Origin of the sequence: Salinicola peritrichatus (assembly GCF_003206715.1) — a bacterium.
In the GTDB taxonomy this organism is placed as follows: Bacteria; Pseudomonadota; Gammaproteobacteria; order Pseudomonadales; family Halomonadaceae; genus Salinicola; species Salinicola peritrichatus.
Window position 1 is genome coordinate 1 of sequence record NZ_PZJU01000007.1, and the last position, 22,006, is coordinate 22,006.

The window sequence follows — 22,006 nt, forward strand, 5'->3', positions numbered from 1 at the left end:
GCCGCGAACCCTGGAGAAACCGTGAAGCCCAACCGCTTGCCTCGCTGCCTAACGATGCTTGATTTGTTCAATCGAATCAATCGCTTGGCTTGTCTCTCCGCTGCCGTCGAGAGCCTGTCTCGTCGCCAGCGGATGCGTACTTTACGGACCCCGGCCCGACTTGGCAAGCCCTCGCGGCAAAAAAGTTGTCCAGCCGGTCCAATAGATAGCAAAACGCCCGCGTAGGGCGGGCGTCATGAGAGCAATGGCGCGTGCCGGTCAGTTCAGCAAAACGCGCGCATAACGTTTCTTGCCGGCCTGGATGACGTAACTGCGGCCGGTGTCGAGCATTGCGTCCTTGGCGATGACCTCTCCGTCCACCTTGACCCGACCGTTATTGAGCATGTCCTTGGCCTGGGCGCTGTTGTTGGCCAGGTTGGCGCGGTTGAGCACGGCCGCGATCGGCACCCGGGGCGCACCTTCGAACTCGATCGTCACCTCCGGCAGATCCTCGGGCAACTCACCATCCGCCAGTTGATTGCCGACCGACTTGTGTGCCGTCGCCGCGGCTTCTTCGCCGTGATAGCGCGCGATCAGCTCGCGGGCCAGCAGCATCTTGATGTCCCGGGGATTGGCGCCTTGCTCGATATCCTGGCGAATCGCCTCGACTTCCTCGTTGGACTTCAGCGACAGCAACTCGAAGTAACGCCACATCAGGCTGTCGGGCATCGACACCAGCTTGTTGAACATCACGCCCGGCGTATCGTCGACACCGATGTAGTTGTTCAGCGACTTCGACATTTTCTGCACGCCGTCGAGTCCCTCGAGCAGCGGCATGGTAATCACTACCTGCGGCTCCTGACCGAAGTGCTTCTGGATCTCGCGCCCCATCAGCAGGTTGAACTTCTGATCCGTGCCGCCCAGCTCGATGTCGGCCTTCAGCGCCACCGAGTCGTAGCCCTGGACCAAGGGGTAAAGGAATTCGTGGATCGAGATCGACTGCCCCGCGCGGTAACGCTTCTCGAAATCGTCACGCTCCAGCATGCGTGCCACGGTGCTCTGCGCCGCCAGCTCGATCATGTCGGCCGCCGACATCTGGCCGAACCATTCCGCATTGAAGCGAACCTCGGTCTTGCCGGGATCGAGGATCTTGAATACCTGCTCGCGATAGGTCTGAGCGTTGGCCTTGACCTCATCCTCGGTCAGCGGCTTGCGGGTGACGTTCTTGCCAGTGGGATCGCCGATACGCCCGGTGAAATCACCGATCAGGAAGATCACCTCGTGACCAAGGTCCTGGAACTGGCGCATCTTGGTCAACAGTACGCTGTGGCCCAGGTGCAGGTCGGGCGCCGTGGGATCGAAACCCGCCTTGATGCGCAGTTTACGACCGGATTCGAGCTTTCTTACCAGCTCGTCTTCGATCAGAATCTCCTGCGTGCCACGCTTAATCAACGCCAGCGCATCGGCGACCTCGGTCATCGTATCCGTCTCCACTACAAACGTATCGGGTTGGGGCGTCTCGTTCATTGGTTGCCAGGCGCCCAGGCAGCCATGGATGACACGCCCTGGAAAGGCGGCAATGGTAGCACGAGTCACTCGCCATCGCTGAACCTCGCCCAGCCAGGAGGAAACCATGCCACTCTTCGTGGGCTTGATGTCCGGTACCAGTCTCGACGGCGTCGATGCCGCCCTGGTGGAAATCGACGACGACCCGCAACGGATTCCTCGACTGGTGGATGCGCTCTGCCTGCCACTGGGTGCCGATCTGCGTGCGGCGCTACTCGAGCTGACCCAAGCGAGTCAGGTCGGTTTCGCCGCCCTCGGCGCCGCCGAAAGCGGGTTCTGCGACCAGCAGGCGCGGGCGGTGAAAGCGCTGCTCCAGCGCCACGACCTGAAGCCGGGCGACATCAGCGCCATCGGTAGCCATGGCCAGACCATCGAGCATGCACCCGACGCCATCCCTCCGTTTACCTGCCAGCTCGACAACCCCAGCCGGCTGGCAGAATTGACCGGCTGCCGGGTCGTCGGTGACTTCCGTCGCCGTGACATGGCCGCCGGCGGACAGGCGGCGCCGCTGGCCCCGATCTTCCACCAGGCGCTGTTCGCCGACGATGAGCGCACCCGGCTGGTGCTCAACCTCGGCGGCATCGCCAACCTGACACGACTTGCCCCCAGGAATGCGCCACGGCCGGTGCTCGGCTTCGATACCGGCCCGGCGAACCTGCTGATCGATGCCTGGCATAGCCGCCATCGCAATGGCCCAGTGGACGAGAACGGCAGCTGGGCCGCCAGCGGACGTGTCGATGGCGCCCTGCTCGAGCGCCTGCTCGACGACCCCTACTTCGCCGCGCCGCCGCCCAAGAGCACCGGACGCGAACGCTTCCATCTCGACTGGGTCGCCTCCCGCCTGACGGGGCGGGAAGCCGCGGCCGATGTTCAAGCCACCCTGGCCGAATTGACGGCAGCCAGCGTCGCCCGCGCCGCGGCACCGTTCATCGATGCGGGAAACACCGACCTGATCGTCTGCGGCGGCGGCGCACGCAACGCCTATCTCATGCAGCGCCTCGCCACTCGCTTGCCCGGGGTATCGATGCTCGCCTGCGAGGATTTCGGCTGGTCGGCCGACTGGCTGGAAGCCGGCGCCTTTGCCTGGCTGGCGTGGCGCCGCCTGCGAGGATTGCCGGGCAACCTGCCCGAGGTGACCGGCGCCCGCGGCCCGCGCGTGCTGGGTGGCGTCTATGCGCCGTGAACCGGCTAGTCGTCGTCGAGCAGCGTGAATGCATCGCCGGCGCCGGTGTCGCCGGCCTTGGCGCGCTGCTCACCATACTTGATCAACATGCGCAGATCGTTGGCCGAGTCGGCATGTGACAGCGCGACGCCCTCACTGATGCACCCCCGGCGGAACAGCGCGTAGAGCGCTTGATCGAAGGTCTGCATGCCCTGCTCATGGGAGCGGCGCATGAGGTCCTTGAGTTCGCCGACCTCGCCGCGCCGGATCAATTCGCTGATCAGTGGCGATTTGAGCAGAATTTCGGTCGCCACGCAGCGCCCGACGCCATCCTGGCGCGGCAGTAACTGCTGGGCGACCACGGCGCGCAAATTGAGGGATAGGTCCATCCACACCTGCTCGTGACGCGTCGGTGGAAACAGGCTGAGAATGCGCTCGATCGCTTGATCGGCGCTGTTGGCATGGAAGGTGGCCAGACAGAGATGCCCGGTTTCGGCGAAGCTGAGCGCCAGCTCCATGGTGTCGCGGCTGCGAATCTCGCCGATCACGATCACGTCCGGCGCCTGGCGCAGGGCGTTTTTCAACGCCACCTCGTAGGACTCGGTATCGATCCCCACTTCGCGCTGATTGATGATCGCGCGCCGGTGCGGATGCATGTACTCGATCGGATCCTCGATACAGATGATATGGCCGCCGGTCGTGCGGTTGCGGTGCTGGATCATCGACGCCAGCGTCGTCGACTTGCCGCTTCCGGTCCCGCCCACGATCAACACCAGGCCACGACGGATGGAGGCCAGCGTGGCGACGACATCCGGCAACCCCAGGGTTTCGAGATCGGGGATGTCGAAGGCGATGCGCCGCACCACCATTGCCGGCTGGCTGCGCTGAAAGAAGGCGCTGATACGAAATCGTCCCTTGCCGCTCAAACTCAAGGCGAAGTTGGCTTCATGCTGTTCCTCGAACGCCTCGCGGCGGCCGTGCGGCAACGTGGCCGCCACCAGTTCTCGGACCTGATCGGGCTGCAGCGGTACATCGCCGAGCGCCACGAGCTTGCCATCGAGCTTGAGACAAGGCGGCGCACCGGTGGAGATCAGCAGATCCGATGCCTGCTTGGCCAGCATGATATCGAGCAGTTGTTCGAACCATTGGGACGGGGTCATAACGATTCCTGGGGCCTCGTTCTGGGAGCGCGGCGCATGGACTGGGCTAGCTTTCGATTCCGACACGCGCTTTGGCATGCGCTTCCTGGCGGGTCACCACACCATCGGCAACCAGGCGCGACAGCGCGGCATCCAAGGTCTGCATACCCAGGTTGCCGCCAGTCTGGATCGCCGAATACATCTGCGCCACCTTGCCTTCGCGAATCAGGTTGCGGATCGCCGACGTGGCCACCAGGATCTCGTGAGCCGCAACGCGCCCCCCTCCGTCACGCTTGAGAAGCGTCTGCGAAATCACTGCCTGCAGGGACTCGGACAGCATTGAACGCACCATGCCCTTTTCGTCTCCCGGAAACACATCAATGATGCGGTCGATGGTCTTGGCCGCCGAGGTGGTGTGTAGGGTACCGAAGACCAGATGGCCGGTCTCGGCCGCGGTCAGCGCCAGACGAATCGTTTCCAGATCACGCAGTTCGCCGACCAGAATCACGTCCGGGTCCTCGCGCAGGGCCGAGCGCAACGCCGGCGCGAAGCCTTTGGTATCGCGATGGACCTCGCGTTGATTGATCAGGCAGCGCTTGCTCTGATGGATGAATTCGATCGGATCCTCGATGGTCAGGATATGTTCCTGGCGATTACTGTTGATGTAGTCGATCATTGCCGCCAGCGTCGTGCTCTTGCCCGAGCCGGTCGGCCCGGTGACCAGCACCAGCCCGCGCGGCAGCATCGACAGACGCCGGAAGACGTCGCCCAGGCCCAGATCGTCGACCGACAACACCTTGTTCGGGATCGTACGAAACACCGCCCCGGCGCCACGGCTCTGAGTGAAGGCGTTGACGCGGAAACGGGCAACGCCAGCCACCTCGAAGGAGAAGTCGGTTTCCAGTTCGGCCTCGAAGTCGCGCCGCTGGCGATCATTCATGACATCGTAGACCAGACGTTTGACCTGGCTATCGTCGAGTGCCGGCACGTTGAGCCGGCGCATGTCGCCATCGACGCGAATCATCGGCGGCAGCCCGGCGGAAAGATGCAGGTCTGAGGCGTCTTGCTTTGCCGAAAACGCCAGCAGTTCGGTAATATCCATGGTTTTTGTTCTATCCCCTGCGTAAGGTCGCTACCCAGTATGCCAGATGCATCGGTGTCCGAGTCTCTCCATTCCGCCCGCCAGCGGCTTCAGGCGGCACTGGCGGCGGCCGGTCGCGCGGCGGATGCGGCCACCCTGCTCGCGGTCAGCAAGACCAAGCCGGCAGACATGCTGCGACAGGCCTATCATGCCGGTCAACGCGCTTTTGGCGAGAACTACCTGCAGGAAGCGCTGGAGAAACAGCAGGCGTTGGCCGATCTGGCTGGCATCGAGTGGCATTTCATCGGCGCCTTGCAGTCGAACAAGACCCGCGACGTCGCCGAGCATTTCGACTGGGTACATAGCGTCGATCGCGAAAAGATCGCCCGGCGCCTTGCCGACCAGCGGCCGCCAACGCTGGCGCCACTCAACGTCTGCCTGCAACTCAACGTGAGTGGCGAAGCGAGCAAGGCGGGCGTGAGCGTCGATGCCCTGCCGGCGCTGGCCGAGGCGCTGCTGCAGTTACCCAATCTGCGCCTGCGCGGGCTGATGGCACTGCCTGCGCCCAGCGACGATCCGCAGCAGCAGCGCCACGCTTTTCGCCAGGTCGCCGACGCGCTGGCCGAATTGCAGCGGCGCTTCCCCGACGCGCCCCTGGACACGCTTTCAATGGGCATGAGCAACGATCTGGAAGCCGCCGTCCTGGAGGGCGCCACCATCGTTCGCCTGGGTACCGCCATCTTCGGCAGCCGCCCTCCTTTCAGAAGCTGACAGAAGCTGACGGTATCGATGCCCGCCTCTTCCTAGACCGACAGGACTACTCTCAAGGACTCTGCCATGACCGACTCGCCCCAACCCAGCCATATCGCCTTTATCGGCGCCGGCAACATGGCCAGCGCCATCTTCGGTGGCATGCTCGGCAGCGGTTACCCCGCCGAGGCCATCGTCGCCACGTCGCGTAGCCAGGAAAAACGCGACGCCATCAGCCAGCGTTACGGCATCCGCACAATGCAGGACAATCTGGCCGCGATCGAAGAGGCCGATGTCGTGGTGCTGGCGGTCAAGCCGCAGATGATGCGCGACCTCTGCCTGTCGCTACGCGAATCCGTCCAGGCGCGTCGCCCACTCATCGTCTCGGTGGCGGCCGGGCTCGACGTCGCGACGCTGGATCGCTGGCTGGGCGGCGGTCTGGCCCTGATCCGTTGCATGCCCAATACGCCCTCGCTGGTCGGTGCGGGCGCCAGTGGCCTTTACGCCAACGATCGGGTCAGCGATGCTCAGCGCCGCCTCGCCACCGAACTGCTGGAATCGGTAGGCTTGGTCGAATGGGTCGAGCAGGAAGCCCAGATCGAGGCCGTCACCGCCATTTCCGGCAGCGGCCCGGCCTACTTCTTCCTGTTCATGGAGTCGCTGGAAGCGGCCGGCGTCGAACTGGGCCTGTCTGCCGAGAGCGCTCGCCGGCTGGCGTTGCAGACCGCCTTCGGCGCCGCCAAGATGGCGCGGGAGAGCGAATTCGATCCCGCCGAACTGCGCCGGCGCGTCACGTCACCCAATGGCACCACCGAGCGTGCGATCCAGACATTCGAGGAAGCGGGCCTGGCGGATATCGTGGGTCGCGCCACTCGAGCCTGCGCCGAACGCGCCCGCGAACTGTCGCGCGAGCTCTCGGGGGAGTGAAACAAGAATTGAACCGAGTCGGAATGGAACTCGCCGAATCACTAGGAGAAAGTCATGGGCAGTAATCTCGGAAGCGCCGGCCTGATGCTGGTCAACACGCTGGTCAACATCTATCTGTTTGTGCTGATGCTGCGCTTTTTGCTGCAATTTTCGCAGGCGGACTACTACAACCCCATGAGCCAGGGGATCGTCAAGGCAACGCAGCCAGTCGTCGCGCCGATCCAGAAGTTTCTGCGCCCCGTCGGCCGTATCGATATCGCCACGCTGTTCGTCGGTTTTCTGCTCAAGGTCATCGTGATCATCGCCATCTTCCAGTTCGCCGGATTCGGCATGCCGCCGCTGCAGGGCATCCTGCTCGCCGCCATCGCCGGCGTGCTCAACGCCATTCTCAAGATCTACTTCTTCGCGCTGATCATCATGATCATCCTGAGCTGGGTAGCACCGCAGGCGAGTCATCCCGGAGCGCTGCTGGTAATGCAGATCGTCGAGCCGATCATGGCGCCGGTGCGCCGGGTAATCCCACCGTTGGGCATGATCGACCTGTCGCCGATCGTGGTGTTCATCGCCATCAATCTGCTCGATAGCATCGTGGTCGGCTCGCTGGCCCGTGCCGCCGGCCTGCCCGGGGCGCTGGTCGGTTTCTGAGCACGCACAGCCGCCGCGGGAGTCGACTCCTGCGGCGTTCGGGGTATCCTGCCGCCGCCCCAGGCCTTGCGCCCCCGTAGAATCTGGAGACATCCCGTTTCATGTCCGCTTCCTTCCCGTCCGACTCCGTCGGTCTGGTCACACCGCAAATCGCGACCTTCGAATCGCCGTTGGCGCTGGCCTGCGGCAAGACGCTCGAACGCTTCGAGCTGATCTACGAGACCTACGGCACGCTCAGTGCCGAGCGCAACAACGCCGTGCTGGTCTGCCATGCGCTGTCCGGACATCATCACGCCGCCGGCTACCATAGCGCCGATGAGCGCAAGCCCGGCTGGTGGGACGCCTACATCGGCCCCGGCAAGGCGATCGACACCGACCGCTTCTTCGTCGTCTCGCTCAACAATCTGGGCGGCTGTCATGGCAGCACCGGTCCCTGCAGCCTCAACCCGGAGACCGGCCGCCAGTGGGGACCCACTTTCCCGGTGATGACGGTGGCCGACTGGGTACACAGCCAGGCACGCCTGGCCGACCGCCTCGGTATCGAGCGCTTCGCCGCCGTGGTCGGTGGCAGTCTCGGCGGCATGCAGGCGATGCAGTGGTCGATCGCCTATCCCGAACGCGTCGCCAACGTGGCGGTGATCGCCGCCACGCCCAGGCTCTCGGCGCAGAACATCGCCTTCAACGAAGTCGCCCGTCAGGCCATCCGCTCGGACCCGGATTTCCATGATGGTTGGTACGCCGAGCATGAGGCCATTCCCAAGCTGGGGCTCAAGCTGGCGCGCATGATCGGTCATATCACCTATCTCTCGGAGCATTCGATGGGCTCGCGCTTCGGTCGCGACCTGCGCAGCGATCAGCTGAACTTCGGCTACGACGTCGAGTTTCAGGTGGAGTCCTACCTGCGCCATCAGGGCGATACCTTCTCGACCCGCTTCGACGCCAATACCTACCTACTGATGACCAAGGCACTGGACTATTTCGATCCCGCCGGCCAGCACGGCGGCGACCTGGCCGCGGCGCTGGCACCGGTCGCCTGCCCTTACCTGGTGGTCAGTTTCACCACCGACTGGCGTTTCGCCCCGGCACGCTCGCGTGAACTCGTCAACGCCCTGCTGCGCGCCGGCAAGTCGGTCAGCTATGTCAACGTCGACTCGCCTCACGGTCATGACGCCTTTCTGCTGCCCAACGACCACTACGAAGCAGTCTTCGGCAGTTTCATGCGACGCATTCACGTCGAGCTCAGCGGGGAGGCGGCCTGATGCGCGCGGATCTCGAACTGATCTACGACTGGGTGCCGGAACATGCCCGTATCCTCGACCTGGGCTGCGGCGACGGCACCCTGCTGGCGGCCCTGGCCAAGCACAAGAACGTCTCCGGCTACGGGCTGGAGATCGATCCCGAGGGCATCACCGCGTGTCTGGGCAAAGGGGTCAACGTGCTCGAACAGAACCTCGACGACGGGTTGGGCAATTTCGATGACGACGCCTGCGACCTGGTGATCATGACCCAAGCGCTGCAGGCATTGCGTCGCCCCGATGTCATGCTCGACGAGATGCTGCGGGTGGCGCCGGAATGCATCATCGCCTTCCCCAACTTCGCCTATTGGAAGCACCGCCTGCATCTGACCCTGCGCGGGCGCATGCCAGTGTCGCGCTCGCTGCCGCACGCCTGGTACGACACACCCAACATCCACCTGTCGACGTTTCGGGATTTCGCCAACCTGTGTCGCGACAAGGGCGTGACCATCGTCGATCAGGCCGTTGGCAGCGCCGACCACGAGGGCCATTGGAGCTCGCGGCTGTGGCCCAATCTGTTCGGCGAAACGGCGATCTTCCGCGTGCGGCGCGGACGCTGACGGCTGTCAGGTTGGATCCGCGGAAGGCTCACTCGATCTCGAAAAGATCCGGCCGCCAGCGGCGTTCGAGGTCGACCGCCAGGCGGCGATCGAGCGACAGTCCGACAGGGCGTCCCTCTACCAACGTCACCCGACAGCCATAGGCGAGAATCTCCACCCCGCGCTCGGCGACCTCGCGCAACGCCCGGGCGTAGGCCGGGTCGAGATGCGCCGCCGCGGCCACGTCGTCGATGCCGGTATGCGCCGCGCAGAACAGCAGCACGCTGCGATGGCCCTGCGCGGCCAGCTCCGCCAGCACCGTCAGGTGTCGCCGACCGCGCTCGCTGACGGCATCGGGGAAATAGCCGTGGCCGTCGCTCTCCTTCAACGTGACCTGCTTGACCTCGACGAAGATCGTCCTGCCGGCCGCGTCCTCCAGGCGAAAGTCGAGCCGGGCGCCTTCGACCTTCGCTTCGCGCTTGAGCTGGGTGAAATCCGCCAGTTCGGGAATCGTGCCCTTTCGCAGGGCCGTTTCGACCAATGCATTGGTGCGTCCGGTATGCACCGAAACCCAGTCGACGCCGTTCATCCCGTCGGGCAGCTCGATCAGTTCCCAGGTCCAGGCCAGCTTGCGCGCCGGGTTGGTGCTCGGCGACAGCCAGACACGACAGCCCGGCACGTTGACCGCCCGCATCGAGCCGGTATTCGGACAGTGCGCCACCACTTCGCGGCCATCGTCGAGCCGGATATCGGCCAGAAACCGCTTGTAGCGTCTGAGCAGCGTGCCGGGAACCAGAGCGCCATCGATCATTGCCGGCCTCGCCGGGCCAGGAACCGCTCGAGGCGTGAAACCGCTTCTTCGAGACGCGCGACATCGGTAGTGAAGGCGATGCGTACATGGCACTCGCCGCCGCGCACCGCGAAGTCCACCCCCGGCGTGATTGCCACGTTCTCCTCCTCCAGCAGCTGGCGGCAGAAGGCTTGGCTGTCGTCGGTGTGGGCGGAGACGTCCAGCCATACATAGAATGCCCCTTGCGGCGGCTGGGAGGGTGCAAGTCCCAGCCGCGCCAACGCGCCGAGCAGCGCGTCGCGGCGTCGGTGCAGCTCGGCCCGCCGACGTTCCAGCTCATCCAGGCAGGCGGGCGTGAAGGCTGCCAGCGCGGCATGCTGGGCCAGCGTCGGCGGTGCCAGGAAGACGTTCTGCGCCAGTCGCGTCAATGGCTCGACCGCCGCTCCGGGCACCACCAGCCAGCCCAGCCGCCAGCCGGTCATGCCGAAGTACTTGGAGAAGCTGTTGATCACGAACGCGTCCGGCACGCACTCCACGGCCGATACCGGCGGCTGATCATAGCAGAGCCCCTGATAGATTTCGTCCACCAGCAGGTCACCGCCATGCGCGGCCACGACCGCGCCGACCTGGGTCAGGGCCTCGGCGGAGAGCATGTGCCCGGTGGGGTTTGACGGCGTGGCGAGCATCGCCAGGCGCGTCTCTTGTCGCCAGTGCCGCGCAACCAGTTCGGCATCGAGCTGCCAGCCGCTCTCGGGGCCCACGGCGACGGTATCCAGCGTGGCCTCGGCCAGTGCCATGAAGTGACGATTGCAGGGGTAGGTGGGATCGGCCATCAGCACCCGATCGCCACGCTGCACCAATAACTGGCTGGCCAGCAGCAGCGCACCGGAGGCCCCCGGCGTGACGATGACCCGGGCCGGATCGAGATCGACGCCGTGCCATCGTCGATAGTGTCCGGCAATGGCTTGGCGCAGGGCCGGCAGGCCGCAGGCTGGCGTATAACGGGTATGTCCCGCGGCCAAGGCCTGTTGCCCGGCCTCGATCACCGCGGATGGCGTCGGAAAGTCGGGCTCTCCGATCTCGAGATGGATGACGTCGTGACCGGCGGCCTCCCGCGCTTGCGCAGCTTCCAGAAGCCTCATGACGCGAAACGGCTCAACTGCCGCAAGGCGGTCGCTCCATGGCATGTCGTTGGTCCCCCGTGCAGAAAACGATGGTGATCAACCCTCGAACTTGACCGATAATGGTGCCATCGGTACGGTTCCGGTCGATCAGCGTTGGCGAGGATGATGAGAAAAATAAAGCGCGCATTCGGTTGCAATGCGGCAACTTTTTCGCTAAATAAGCATGGCTTCGGGCAGTGGCTCATGCTGCCCACGGCCGATCCTCGGCCAGGACAAACGCGTCAGACACTTGCGTAACGAGGCAGCCCCCATGCCAGTAGCGGAAAAGAAAACGGAAGCGCCCAAAGCATTCACCCCGTACCAGCCGGCACCGGGTGAAGAGTACATGAACGAAAAGCAACTTGCGCACTTCCGTGAGATCCTGCTCGGCTGGAAACAGGATCTGATGGAAGAGGTCGACCGCACGGTTCGTCATCTGCAGGAAGAAGCCAACAACTTTGCTGACCCGGCCGACCGCGCCACGCAGGAAGAGGGCTTCAGCCTGGAGTTGCGTACCCGTGATCGCGAGCGCAAGCTGCTCAAGAAGATCAACGAAACGATCGAGAAGATCGACGAAGAAGATTACGGCTTCTGCGAGGCCTGCGGCGTGGAAATCGGCATTCGTCGCCTGGAAGCGCGCCCGACCGCCACGCTGTGCGTCGATTGCAAGACGCTGGCCGAGCTCAAGGAAAAACAGCTCGGCGGTTAAGCGCCTGGCCATCGCACTCATGAACGGGCACCGCATTGGTGCCCGTTTTGTTTCTACCGTCCCCATGTCTCCGGTCACGATGAACTACATCGGTCGCTTCGCCCCGACGCCCTCCGGCCCACTCCACCTTGGCTCCCTTGCCGCCGCCCTCGGCAGTTGGCTCGATGCCCGTGCCGTCGGCGGCCGCTGGCTTTTGCGCATCGAAGACATCGATCCGCCGCGCTGCCCGCCCGGCGCTGACGACACCATCCGCCGCCAGCTAGCAGCATTCGGCCTCGAATGGGATGGCGAGGCGCGCTATCAAAGCCGGCGCGGCGATGCCTATCAAGCCGCGCTCGAGCGTCTGATCGACATCGGCATGGCCTACCCTTGCGGCTGTTCGCGCCAGGAGTGGCAACGATATGGCCACTATCCGGGCTGGTGCCGGGAAACCCCACGCCATCCGGAGCGGCCCCAGGCGTGGCGCCTGCGGGGCGATCTGGGCATCAATCCCGTGATCTGGAACGACCGTCTGTTCGGCGAGCAGCGCTTCGATCCCACGGCATTGGGCGATGTCGTGCTCAAACGCAAGGACGGCCTCTGGGCCTATCAACTGGCCGTGGTGGTCGACGATGCCGATCAGGGCGTCACCGATATCGTGCGGGGCTTCGATCTGCTCGACAATACTCCGTGGCAGCGCCAGCTGCAGGCGGCGCTGGGTTATCCCGAGCCACGCTATCTTCATCTGCCGCTGATTCTCGGCGACGACGGTCAGAAACTCTCCAAGCAGAATCTGGCCCCTCCCATTCCGCAGGACAGCGACTCCGCACGTCCGTTGTTGCACCAGGCTCTGCAACTTCTCGACCAGCAGCCGGCCGAATCGTTGCGTCTCGCCTCCGTCGAGGAGCAGTTGGCCGAGGCCCTGGACAACTGGGCACCAGCGTCGCTGACGGCAACACCGACCCGCGCCGGTTCCCTGGTCTGAAGCCGCCGGGACCTGCGGTGCCGTTTCCTTCTGCCCAAGAATTTGCCTGCCCCCTTCGGCTGAAGACTATCGATTGAAGACTATGGTCTAAGCGAAACTGAAGCCATTTTGCGCCACCCTGTCGCCATCGCAGCCCAATGATGCACCACGAACAAGCATGGCTAACCTCTCGTGCCCTGTTATGAATCAGGTTACTGAACAGTGACAGCAAACGACTAAGAGGTTGGCACGGACCAGAAACAGCAAATGGTTGTCAGGGCTGAAAAAAATACGGAGTGGCACGGTGAGTGCAATATCTATGACAAGAAAAACAACAGCGGGCGCCGATCGAACCCAACAATAACAAGACCATCGATCGGCCGATGACCCAGGCGTCGCCAATAACAACAATACGGCGCAGATATCCACGACTCGCTGCCGCCGAGCCGATAACAACAACAACGGCCTTGCAGGCGGAAAAGGGGCTAACAACAACAATCCCTCGGAGTCAAAAATCAGGACGCGACGTTCTTCGTTAGCGGGGCAACAACAATAAACTTCCCCGTCAGCTGAAGACTTGCCGGAACAACAACAAGAACCGGAAAGGGCATTGCCTGTCGTGGTTGGATTATTGCTTTGAATACGAGGTGGTCGCTCAACAAGCTAGACAACGACAACGCCTTCATTGCGCTATCGTTCGGCGACTGTGGTGCGTATTCAAGGCGATGCGCCATCACGAACAAGAAGAAGCGGCATGGACGTTGCAAGCATCCTTAAAAGGGAGGCCATGGGCCTCCCTTTTTTACTGTCATTTCAATTGTTACCCGACGGCCGCTCGAGCGGTCATGTTCGGCATTTTCCGCCCTCATCGACACCTGTACCTTGCTCTCGCCTTTGCAAGGTCTCAGGGCTCCGCTACACTGGACCTTTGCTATCTCGCGAGTCGATTTCGCCGCATGTTCAAAGGATTTTCCCGTTTTCTCCAACGTCCCGGTGAACGTTTGAAGACTCTTTTCGGCCCCGAGTCCGCCCACACCGACCAAGATGCCTCTGCCTTGCAGACCGTACTGCCCCGTGACGAGCACAATGTCTCGCGCAAGAATCTGAGCGAGAACGCGCTCAAAGTGCTCTACCGCCTCAATAGCGCCGGTTTCGACGCCTACCTGGTGGGCGGCTGCATCCGCGACTCGCTGCTCGGAAGTCAGCCCAAGGATTTCGATGTCGCCACCAATGCCACGCCCGATGAAGTCCGCCAGCTTTTTCGCAATTCCCGCATCATTGGCCGGCGCTTTCGTATCGTGCACGTGCGATTCGGCCGCGAGATCATCGAGGTCACCACCTTTCGCGGACGCCACAGCGACGAGCACGGCGGCAATCTCAGCCAGCAGTCCGATGAGGGCTTGCTGCTGCGCGACAACGTCTGGGGCAGCGTCGAGGAAGATGCCATTCGCCGTGATTTTACCGTCAACGCCCTCTATTACAGCGTCAGCGATTTTGCGATTCATGACTGGACCGGCGGACTCAAGGATCTCGACGCACGCGTGCTGCGCCTGATCGGCGATCCGGAAACCCGCTATCGGGAAGATCCTGTGCGCATGCTGCGCGCCGCGCGCTTCGCCGCCAAGCTAGATTTCCGCATCGCCGAGGAAACCGATACTCCGATTCGGGAACTGGCGCCACTGCTGTTGCAGATTCCGCCCGCGCGTCTGTTCGAGGAAGTACTCAAGCTGTTTCTGTCGGGCCATGCCGTGCAGAGCTTCCGCGTGCTTCGCGAGCGCGGCCTCTATGCCATGCTCTTTCCCGAAAGCGACGAGGTACTCAACGAACACCCGTGGGCGGTCAGACTGGTGGAACAGGCGTTGGCCAATACCGATACGCGGCTGGCCGAGGAGCGCCCGGTAACGCCGGCGTTCCTGTTCGCCGCCCTGCTGTGGCCCTGCGTACAGCAGCGCACGCTACGGGTGTCGCATGAACAGGATCTGCCCGATGTTCCGGCGCAGCAGGCCGCCGCTCAGCAGGTCATCAGCCGTCAGTTGCAGCACACCTCGATCCCCAAGCGTTTCAGCATGCCGATGCGCGAGATCTGGGATCTGCAGCAACAGCTGCCGCGCCGCCGTGGCCGCCGCGTGTACCAGACCCTGGAACACCCTCGCTTCCGCGCCGCCTATGACTTCTTGCTGCTGCGCGAGGAAGCCGGCGAACTGACGCCGGGGCTGGGCGAGTGGTGGACCGAGTTCCAGCAGGCCGACGACGACCGCCAGCGCCAGCTATTGTCCAGTGTCGATACTGGCAACCCTGCCGATGCCAGCGGCAAGCCCCGTCGTCGTCGGCCGCGCAAACGCCGCCGTCCGGCCAACCGGCCGACACCGCCGACGCTGGATGATTGACGTGCCACCTCCCGCTCTTGCCTACATCGGCCTGGGCAGCAACCTGGATACCCCTCGCGACCAGATCCGGCGAGCGCTGGCGGCACTCGCCAGGTTGCCGCTGAGCGAACTCGCGGCGAGCTCCCCGCTCTATGCCAGCTCCCCTGTCGGTCCTCAGGACCAGCCGGACTTCGTCAACGCCGTCGCCGCCATCCGTACCCGCCTCTCGCCGCTGGCACTGCTCGATCAGCTGCAGGTACTGGAGCAGCGCCACCGCCGCGTGCGTCTCCGTCGCTGGGGGCCACGCACGCTCGACCTCGATCTGCTGTGGTATGCCGGAGTGACATTGGAAACACCGCGCCTGCGCCTTCCTCACCCCGAGATGCGCCGTCGACGCTTCGTACTCGAGCCCCTGGCCGAGATCGCACCCAATCTCGAACTCGACGGCGAAACCACTACGCTATTGGCCTCCCGTCTCACCGACCAGCCACTGCGGCGACTCGATAGCTGAATCGAGTCGTCCTGAAACATGACGCCAACGTCGTGTTGCGTCTTGTCGACAACCCATTACACTCTGCGTCGCGTCATCCTCCGGGCTCGGTCGCCCACCGTCTGTGAGAGAAAAGCCATGAAGAGCGTCACCCTCAATACCCTGCGCGACTACAAGACGCGGGGCGAGGCCTTCAGCTGTCTGACCGCCTACGATGCCACCCTGGCGCGCTGTGCCGACAACGCCGGGATCGACCTGCTGCTGGTCGGCGACTCGCTGGGCATGGTACTGCAGGGCCACAAGAGCACGCTGCCCGTGACTCTCGACCACATTCGCTACCATACGGCCTGCGTGGCGCGGGGCAAGCAGCGTAGCCTGCTGATGGTCGATCTACCGTTCATGAGCAATGCCGACAGCGGTCAGTTGCTGCGCGATGCCGGCGAACTGATGCGTGCCGGCGCCGAACTGATCAAGATCGAGGGCCAGGCGTGGATGGCCGACGGCATCCGCGAACTGGATCGCCGCGGCGTGCCGGTTTGCGCCCATCTCGGCCTGGCGCCGCAGACGGTCCATCGTCTGGGTGGCTTCAAGGTTCAGGGCAAGGCCGAGGACGAGGCGCAACGGATCGTCGACGATGCGTGTCGGTTGGTCGATGCCGGCGCCGCGGTGATTCTGCTGGAGTGCGTGCCACGCGCGGTGGGCCGGGCCGTGAGCAAGGCAGTGGAAGTGCCGGTGATCGGCATCGGCGCCGGGCCGGACGTCGATGGCCAGATTCTGGTCATGCACGACGCGCTCGGTCTCGACAGCGGCTACGTGCCACGTTTCGTCAAGAATTTCCTCAGCGGCAACGACAGTATCGAAGCGGCATTCCGCGCCTACGACGCCGCCGTCAAGGCACGCCGCTTTCCGGGCGAGGAGCACTGTTTCTGATGCAGACCCTGCATGACATCGCACCGCTGCGCGAAGCATTGCACGAACATCGGCGCGCCGGCCGGCGCATCGCTCTGGTCCCCACCATGGGCAACCTGCACGAAGGTCACCTGGCGCTGGTCGATCGCGCCCGGGAGCTGGCCGACGTGGTCGTCGCCACGCTGTTCGTCAATCCGCTGCAGTTCGCCCCCGGCGAGGATTTCGGCCGCTATCCGCGCACGCTGGCGGCCGACCGCGACCAGCTCACCGCCCGCGGCTGCGATCTGCTGTTCGCTCCCAGCGCGGAGACGCTCTATCCCAACGGGCTGGAGGCGCAGACTCGGGTTCACGTTCCGGGGGTTTCCGAGGGGCTTTGCGGCGGTAGCCGTATCGGCCACTTCGACGGCGTCGCCACCGTCGTCACGTTGCTGTTCCACCTCGTTCAACCGGACGTTGCCTGCTTCGGCGAGAAGGACTTCCAGCAACTGGCCGTCATTCGCAAGCTGGTCAGCGATCTGCATTTCCCGATCGAGATCGTCGGCGTACCGACGGTGCGCGCCGAAGACGGTCTGGCCCTGTCGTCGCGTAACGGCTATCTCGACGCCACCCAGCGCCGGCAAGCCACGGCGCTCCAGGACACGCTGCGGCGTTGCGCACAGGCACTGGGCCGGGGCGAAGACGTCGCAACGGCATTGGCACGCGCCTCGCACGCGCTCGTCGAGGCGGGCTTGCGACTCGACTATCTCGAGTTGCGGGCGCCCGATCTCGCACCCTTCGACAAAAACCGACACGTGCAGGGGCGTCTGCTGGCGGCGGTCTACCTCGGCTCGACACGCCTGATCGACAATGTCGCCGTCGCGCTGCCGCAGGCCGAACGTGGCTGAGCTCATCTGGCGCCATGCCCGACCGTGCGACCTGGAGACGATCGCCAGCTGGGTCGATTCGGCGCGAGCGCTGGAACGCTGGGCGGGGCCGGGGCTCACCTGGCCAATAAAGGCGTCGGCGCTGTTCGAACAGTTGGGTGGCAACGAGCTGCCCTCGTTCTGCCTGACGCAGGACGATCTTGCCGTGGCCTTCGGCCAGCTCTTCGTGAAAGGCGACAAGCGTCAGCACTTGGCTCGCATCATCGTCTCGCCGGCTCACCGGGGAATTGGTTTGGGACGCCAGCTGTGCCACCGGTTGCTGGAAGAGGCGCGCTCGCGGCATGCCACACACATCACGCTCAACGTGTTCGCCGACAACCAAGCGGCGCTCGCGCTCTATCGTCGTCTCGGCTTCGTGCCGGCGGGCAAGCCCGATGCCCGCGGTGTCTTGCCTATGCGTCTGCCGGCATTTGCCGGCACTGCCGACAACACGGACAATGGGCCAACCGACAATGGCTGACGGCGTCGTCATCCGCCCGCCAACGTCCTTGGTCAGAGAGATGTCATGAACCAACTGAGACCGGACCCGTTCTCCCCCTATCAGTTCTACACGGCGGAGCAGTGGTCCGAATTTCGCGCCGATACGCCGCTGACGCTCTCCTCCGAGGAGGTCCAGCGGCTGCGCTCGCTCAACGACCCGATCGATCTCAGCGAGGTCCGGCGCATCTATCTGTCGCTGTCGCGGCTGCTCTCTTCCTACGTCGAGGCCAGCCAGCAGCTCTACGCGCAGCGCAAGCGCTTCCTCGACATCGTCGACACTCAGAGGACGCCGTTCATCATCGGCATTGCCGGCTCCGTTGCCGTGGGCAAGTCAACCACATCGCGCATTCTCAAGGAGTTGCTGGCGCGCTGGCCATCCAGCCCCAAGGTCGACCTGGTCACCACCGACGGCTTTCTTTACCCCAACGCGGTGCTGCAAGAAAAAGGGCTGATGGCGCGCAAGGGCTTCCCGGAAAGCTACGACATCGGCGCACTGCTGCGGTTCCTGTCGTGGATCAAGGCCGGGGCACGCAACGTCAAGGCACCGCTCTATTCGCATCTGACCTATGACGTGCTCGAAAACGAGTACCAGAGCGTGGATTGTCCGGACATCCTGATCGTCGAGGGGATCAATGTGCTGCAGGTCCGTGACCTGCCCGAGGATGGCAAGATGGTGCCTTTCGTGTCGGACTTCTTCGATTTCTCGATCTACATCGACGCCGAGGAGACCCATATCCACGCCTGGTATCTCGAACGCTTCAAGCTGCTGCGCGAGACCGCGTTCCAGAACCCCGCGTCGTTCTTTCACCGCTATGCACAGATCGGGGAACGGGAAGCCCTCGATATCGCCGAGGGGCTGTGGCGCGACATCAACCGGCGCAACCTGCGCGAGAACATTCTGCCCACCCGCCCGCGTGCCGACCTGATCCTGCGCAAGGGCCCGGACCATCTGGTGGAGCAGGTCGCGCTGCGTAAGGTGTAGCTTTTTCTTGGCTTCGAGGCGGACAATGGGGTCGAGTATCTGTTTTCCACCCGCGGCCAAGTGGGTGTGGATATCTTTTTCGTCATCAGCGGCTTCGTGATCTACGTGTCGGCCCGCGGCAAGCACTTGTCGACGCCGCAGTTCCTGCTCCATCGCTTCGCCCGTGCGCGCCCACTGGCTCTATACCACGACCACCGCCGCGGTGATCTACTTCGCCAGTGACGTGATGCCGGATTACGGCTTCAGCCTGAAAGGGCTGGTGATGTCGCTGTTCTTCATCCCCACGCAAAACCCCGCCGGCTACGGCTACTATCCCATTCTGCCGGTGGGCTGGACGCTCAACTTCGAGATGCTGTTCTACGTGGTGTTCGCCATGTCGTTGATGCTCAAGCGCCAATGGCAACTTTGGGGCGTGGTGCTGGCAATCGTGGTGATCAACACCCTGTTCGCGCATCAACCTTTCGTCAGCAGTTTCTATACCGACCCGATCATCTTCGAGTTCCTGCTGGGACTCGGCATCGGCGTCGTCTATGCCCGCTACGGCATTCCCTCCGGGCGTTGGTGGCCGATCGGCCTGGCCGTGGCGAGCGCGGCGGTGATCCTCCGCTGCAATGATCCGTCGGGGCTGACCCGCTTTCTGGCCTGGGGTCTACCGAGCGCCTTGCTGATGCTCGCCTTCATCGCGCTGGAATCCCGCACCGGTGACAACCGTATGTTCAAGGTGATGGGCGATTGGTCCTATTCGACCTCTTTGCTGCACGTCATCGTGCTGTGGTCGGGCAATTACGTATTGACCGAGCAGTTTGGACTGAGTCCCTACCTGGCGCTGGCGATCTGCCTGCCGATCATCGCGCTGTGCTCGTGGCTGAGTTTCGAATTCGTCGAGAAAAAGCTCTCGCGGCAGCTCAAGCGGCGTCTGCCGCGCTCTCACCGCACGGCCGCAGCCTAAGCCGTCGCCAACGTAAAGCGCCCCGCCTGTCACCAGGCGGGGCGCATGCTCTTGCGCTATCGAATCGAGCCCTCAGGCGTCGGCGAGGGAAGCCTCGAAGGCGGCCTTCTCTTCCGGCGTGATCTCCTTGATCGACAGCTTGACGCGGTTGCGATTGTCGATGTCGAGCACCTTGACGATCACTTCCTGACCTTCACTCAGGTAGTCGCGGACATCGTTGACGCGCTCGGGCACGATCTGCGAGATATGCACCAGGCCGTCGGTTCCCGGCATGAAGTTGACGAAGGCGCCGAAATCGGCCAGACGCACCACCTTGCCGCGATAGAGCTTGCCGATCTCGGCTTCGGCAGTGATGCCGAGAACGGTATCGATGGCGCGCTTGGCGGCAGCGCGGTCCTCGGCATAGATACGCACGGTACCGTCGTCGTCGATATCGATGGAAGCGCCGGTCTCCTCACAAATGCCGCGGATGGTGGCGCCGCCCTTGCCGATGACGTCGCGGATCTTGTCGGGATCGATCTTGATCGTCTGCATCGCCGGGGCGTAGTCGGAGACTTCGGTGCGGCTTTCGGCGATCACGGCATTCATCTTGTCGAGAATTTCGATACGCGCCTGATGCGCCTGCTGCAGCGCGGTCTCCATGATCTCTTCGTTGATGCCCTCGATCTTGATGTCCATCTGCAGCGCGGTCACGCCATTGGCGGAGCCGGCCACCTTGAAGTCCATGTCGCCGAGATGGTCTTCATCACCGAGGATGTCGGTCAGTACGGCGAAACCGTCATCATCCTTGACCAGCCCCATGGCGATACCCGCCACCGGGGCCTTGAGCGGAACGCCGGCGTCCATCAGCGCCAGCGAGGAGCCGCATACCGAAGCCATCGAGCTGGAGCCATTGGATTCGGTGATCTCGGAAACCACGCGAATGGTGTAGGGGAAGTCGTCTTCGCTCGGCAGCATCGCCTGAACGCCGCGGCGAGCCAGACGGCCGTGGCCGATCTCGCGGCGCTTGGGACCGCCCATGAAACCGGCTTCGCCCACGCTGTACGGGGGGAAGTTGTAGTGCAGCAGGAAACGGTCCTTGCGCTCGCCTTCCAGCGATTCGATCAGCTGCGCGTCACGCAACGTGCCCAAGGTGGCAATGACCATCGCCTGGGTCTCGCCACGGGTAAACAGCGCCGAGCCGTGGGTGCGCGGCAGCACGCCGACCTTGATGTCCAGCGGGCGCACGGTCTTGTGGTCGCGGCCATCGATACGCGGCTCACCGGCGATCACGCGGCGACGCACCACGCGTTTCTCGAGGCTGGCCAGCGCTGCACCGACCTCGTCGGCGTCGAACTGGGGCGCCTCGCCACCGGCCAGTTGCTCCACCGCCTTGGCCCGGATCTCGGCCAGCGCGTCCTGGCGCGCCATCTTGTCGGTGATGCGGTAGGCTTCGCCCACGGCCTGCTCGAAGGCGCCGGCAACGGCTTCCTTGAGCGCGACGTTGTCGGCGGCCGGTTGCCAGTCCCATTTCGGCTTGCCCGCCTGCTGAGCGAAGGCCTTGATCGCCTCGACCGCGACCTGCATCTCCTGATGGGCGTAGAGCACGGCACCCAGCATTTCGTCTTCGGTCAGCTCCTGGGCTTCCGACTCGACCATCAGCACCGCCTTGTCGGTACCCGCGACGACCATGTCGAGCTCGGAAGTCGCAAGCTCCTCGACCTTGGGATTGAGGAAGTACCCGCGGGATTCGGTGAAACCGACACGCGCAGCACCGATCGGACCGTTGAACGGCAGTCCGGAGATTGCCAGTGCGGCGGAAGTGCCGATCATCGCCGCGATGTCGGGGTCCTGGTTGCGATCGGCGGAGAGCACGGTGCAGATCACCTGCACTTCGTTCATGAATCCCTTGGGAAACAGCGGACGGATCGGACGGTCGATCAGGCGCGAGGTCAGCGTCTCCTTCTCGGTGGGACGCCCTTCACGCTTGAAGAAACCTCCCGGAATCTTGCCCACGGAATAGGTCTTCTCCTGATAATGCACGGAGAGCGGGAAGAAGTCCTGACCGGGCTTGAGCTCCTTGCGGCCCACCACGGTACACAGCACCACGGTGTCGTCCATGGTCACCAGCACGGCGCCGGTGGCTTGGCGGGCGATACGCCCGGTTTCGAGGGTGACGGTACTGGGACCATACTGGAATGTGGTTTGGACCGGATTCACGGGCTTTCCTTCAACTTGTC

General features: G+C 63.8%; 21 protein-coding genes. 15 read left to right on the top strand and 6 right to left on the bottom strand.

Going from position 1 to position 22,006, the window contains the following annotated elements; all coding sequences use genetic code 11:
* Nucleotides 1–258 precede the first annotated feature (258 nt).
* On the bottom strand, nucleotides 259–1,458 hold the full coding sequence (tyrS, locus tag DOM57_RS03120) for a tyrosine--tRNA ligase (RefSeq protein ID WP_110647894.1): 1,200 nt from the start codon (nucleotides 1,456–1,458) through the stop codon (nucleotides 259–261).
* A gap of 154 nt (nucleotides 1,459–1,612) precedes the next feature.
* Here tyrS and DOM57_RS03125 point away from each other — a divergent pair, with 154 nt between their 5' ends.
* Nucleotides 1,613–2,728 (top strand): anhydro-N-acetylmuramic acid kinase, encoded by a 1,116-nt coding sequence (locus DOM57_RS03125; protein WP_110647781.1) that lies wholly within the window; start codon nucleotides 1,613–1,615, stop codon nucleotides 2,726–2,728.
* Between the two features lie 5 nt (nucleotides 2,729–2,733).
* Here the strand turns inward: DOM57_RS03125 and DOM57_RS03130 are convergent, their stop codons facing one another.
* Nucleotides 2,734–3,867, bottom strand: a complete 1,134-nt coding sequence (locus DOM57_RS03130; protein ID WP_110647782.1) for a PilT/PilU family type 4a pilus ATPase — start codon at nucleotides 3,865–3,867, stop codon at nucleotides 2,734–2,736.
* Between the two features lie 46 nt (nucleotides 3,868–3,913).
* Nucleotides 3,914–4,948 carry a type IV pilus twitching motility protein PilT gene (locus DOM57_RS03135; RefSeq protein ID WP_110647783.1) on the bottom strand — a complete coding sequence of 345 codons (1,035 nt, stop codon included), beginning with the start codon at nucleotides 4,946–4,948 and terminating at the stop codon, nucleotides 3,914–3,916.
* A gap of 39 nt (nucleotides 4,949–4,987) precedes the next feature.
* Here DOM57_RS03135 and DOM57_RS03140 point away from each other — a divergent pair, with 39 nt between their 5' ends.
* The 5 genes from DOM57_RS03140 to metW all read left to right on the top strand — a co-directional run bounded on the left by DOM57_RS03140 (nucleotide 4,988) and on the right by metW (nucleotide 9,104).
* Nucleotides 4,988–5,698 carry a YggS family pyridoxal phosphate-dependent enzyme gene (locus tag DOM57_RS03140; protein WP_110647784.1) on the top strand — a complete coding sequence of 237 codons (711 nt, stop codon included), beginning with the start codon at nucleotides 4,988–4,990 and terminating at the stop codon, nucleotides 5,696–5,698.
* A 66-nt stretch (nucleotides 5,699–5,764) separates the two neighbouring features.
* Complete coding sequence (proC, locus tag DOM57_RS03145) at nucleotides 5,765–6,604, top strand: pyrroline-5-carboxylate reductase (RefSeq protein WP_087720466.1); 840 nt, start codon at nucleotides 5,765–5,767, stop codon at nucleotides 6,602–6,604.
* Between the two features lie 54 nt (nucleotides 6,605–6,658).
* On the top strand, nucleotides 6,659–7,249 hold the full coding sequence (locus DOM57_RS03150) for a YggT family protein (RefSeq protein ID WP_110647785.1): 591 nt from the start codon (nucleotides 6,659–6,661) through the stop codon (nucleotides 7,247–7,249).
* Nucleotides 7,250–7,350: 101 nt separating this feature from the next.
* Nucleotides 7,351–8,508 (top strand): homoserine O-succinyltransferase MetX, encoded by a 1,158-nt coding sequence (gene metX, locus DOM57_RS03155; RefSeq protein WP_110647786.1) that lies wholly within the window; start codon nucleotides 7,351–7,353, stop codon nucleotides 8,506–8,508.
* Nucleotides 8,508–9,104 (top strand): methionine biosynthesis protein MetW, encoded by a 597-nt coding sequence (gene metW / locus DOM57_RS03160; protein ID WP_110647787.1) that lies wholly within the window; start codon nucleotides 8,508–8,510, stop codon nucleotides 9,102–9,104. The genes metX and metW overlap by 1 nt, the downstream gene beginning before the upstream one ends.
* Before the next feature lie 28 nt (nucleotides 9,105–9,132).
* Here the strand turns inward: metW and sfsA are convergent, their stop codons facing one another.
* Both sfsA and DOM57_RS03170 read right to left on the bottom strand, forming a co-directional pair.
* Nucleotides 9,133–9,894, bottom strand: coding sequence for a DNA/RNA nuclease SfsA (gene sfsA / locus DOM57_RS03165; protein WP_110647788.1), 762 nt, complete (start codon nucleotides 9,892–9,894; stop codon nucleotides 9,133–9,135).
* Nucleotides 9,891–11,060, bottom strand: coding sequence for an aminotransferase class I/II-fold pyridoxal phosphate-dependent enzyme (locus DOM57_RS03170; protein ID WP_110647789.1), 1,170 nt, complete (start codon nucleotides 11,058–11,060; stop codon nucleotides 9,891–9,893). Before DOM57_RS03170 ends, sfsA begins: the two co-directional genes overlap by 4 nt.
* Before the next feature lie 247 nt (nucleotides 11,061–11,307).
* Between DOM57_RS03170 and dksA the strand changes: the two genes are divergently transcribed.
* From dksA to DOM57_RS03215, 9 genes are all read left to right on the top strand, one after another.
* A complete protein-coding gene (gene dksA / locus DOM57_RS03175; RefSeq protein ID WP_110647790.1) occupies nucleotides 11,308–11,745 on the top strand; it encodes an RNA polymerase-binding protein DksA in 438 nt (145 codons plus the stop codon).
* Between the two features lie 64 nt (nucleotides 11,746–11,809).
* Nucleotides 11,810–12,709: a tRNA glutamyl-Q(34) synthetase GluQRS gene (gene gluQRS / locus DOM57_RS03180; RefSeq protein ID WP_239496103.1), complete on the top strand. Its 900-nt coding sequence runs from the start codon at nucleotides 11,810–11,812 to the stop codon at nucleotides 12,707–12,709.
* A gap of 935 nt (nucleotides 12,710–13,644) precedes the next feature.
* On the top strand, nucleotides 13,645–15,075 hold the full coding sequence (gene pcnB / locus DOM57_RS03185) for a polynucleotide adenylyltransferase PcnB (RefSeq protein WP_110647791.1): 1,431 nt from the start codon (nucleotides 13,645–13,647) through the stop codon (nucleotides 15,073–15,075).
* A gap of 1 nt (nucleotide 15,076) precedes the next feature.
* Nucleotides 15,077–15,565 (top strand): 2-amino-4-hydroxy-6-hydroxymethyldihydropteridine diphosphokinase, encoded by a 489-nt coding sequence (gene folK, locus DOM57_RS03190; protein ID WP_239496104.1) that lies wholly within the window; start codon nucleotides 15,077–15,079, stop codon nucleotides 15,563–15,565.
* Between the two features lie 117 nt (nucleotides 15,566–15,682).
* A complete protein-coding gene (panB, locus tag DOM57_RS03195) occupies nucleotides 15,683–16,474 on the top strand; it encodes a 3-methyl-2-oxobutanoate hydroxymethyltransferase (RefSeq protein ID WP_110647793.1) in 792 nt (263 codons plus the stop codon).
* On the top strand, nucleotides 16,474–17,337 hold the full coding sequence (gene panC, locus DOM57_RS03200; protein WP_110647794.1) for a pantoate--beta-alanine ligase: 864 nt from the start codon (nucleotides 16,474–16,476) through the stop codon (nucleotides 17,335–17,337). Before panB ends, panC begins: the two co-directional genes overlap by 1 nt.
* A complete protein-coding gene (locus tag DOM57_RS03205; protein WP_162619433.1) occupies nucleotides 17,330–17,836 on the top strand; it encodes a GNAT family N-acetyltransferase in 507 nt (168 codons plus the stop codon). Before panC ends, DOM57_RS03205 begins: the two co-directional genes overlap by 8 nt.
* A 45-nt stretch (nucleotides 17,837–17,881) precedes the next feature.
* Nucleotides 17,882–18,838, top strand: a complete 957-nt coding sequence (gene coaA / locus DOM57_RS03210; protein ID WP_110647796.1) for a type I pantothenate kinase — start codon at nucleotides 17,882–17,884, stop codon at nucleotides 18,836–18,838.
* A 163-nt stretch (nucleotides 18,839–19,001) separates the two neighbouring features.
* Nucleotides 19,002–19,787, top strand: coding sequence for an acyltransferase family protein (locus DOM57_RS03215; protein ID WP_162619434.1), 786 nt, complete (start codon nucleotides 19,002–19,004; stop codon nucleotides 19,785–19,787).
* A gap of 72 nt (nucleotides 19,788–19,859) precedes the next feature.
* On the opposite strand, the gene pnp is transcribed toward DOM57_RS03215, so the two are convergent.
* Nucleotides 19,860–21,986, bottom strand: coding sequence for a polyribonucleotide nucleotidyltransferase (gene pnp, locus DOM57_RS03220; RefSeq protein ID WP_110647798.1), 2,127 nt, complete (start codon nucleotides 21,984–21,986; stop codon nucleotides 19,860–19,862).
* Nucleotides 21,987–22,006: the final 20 nt, after the last annotated feature.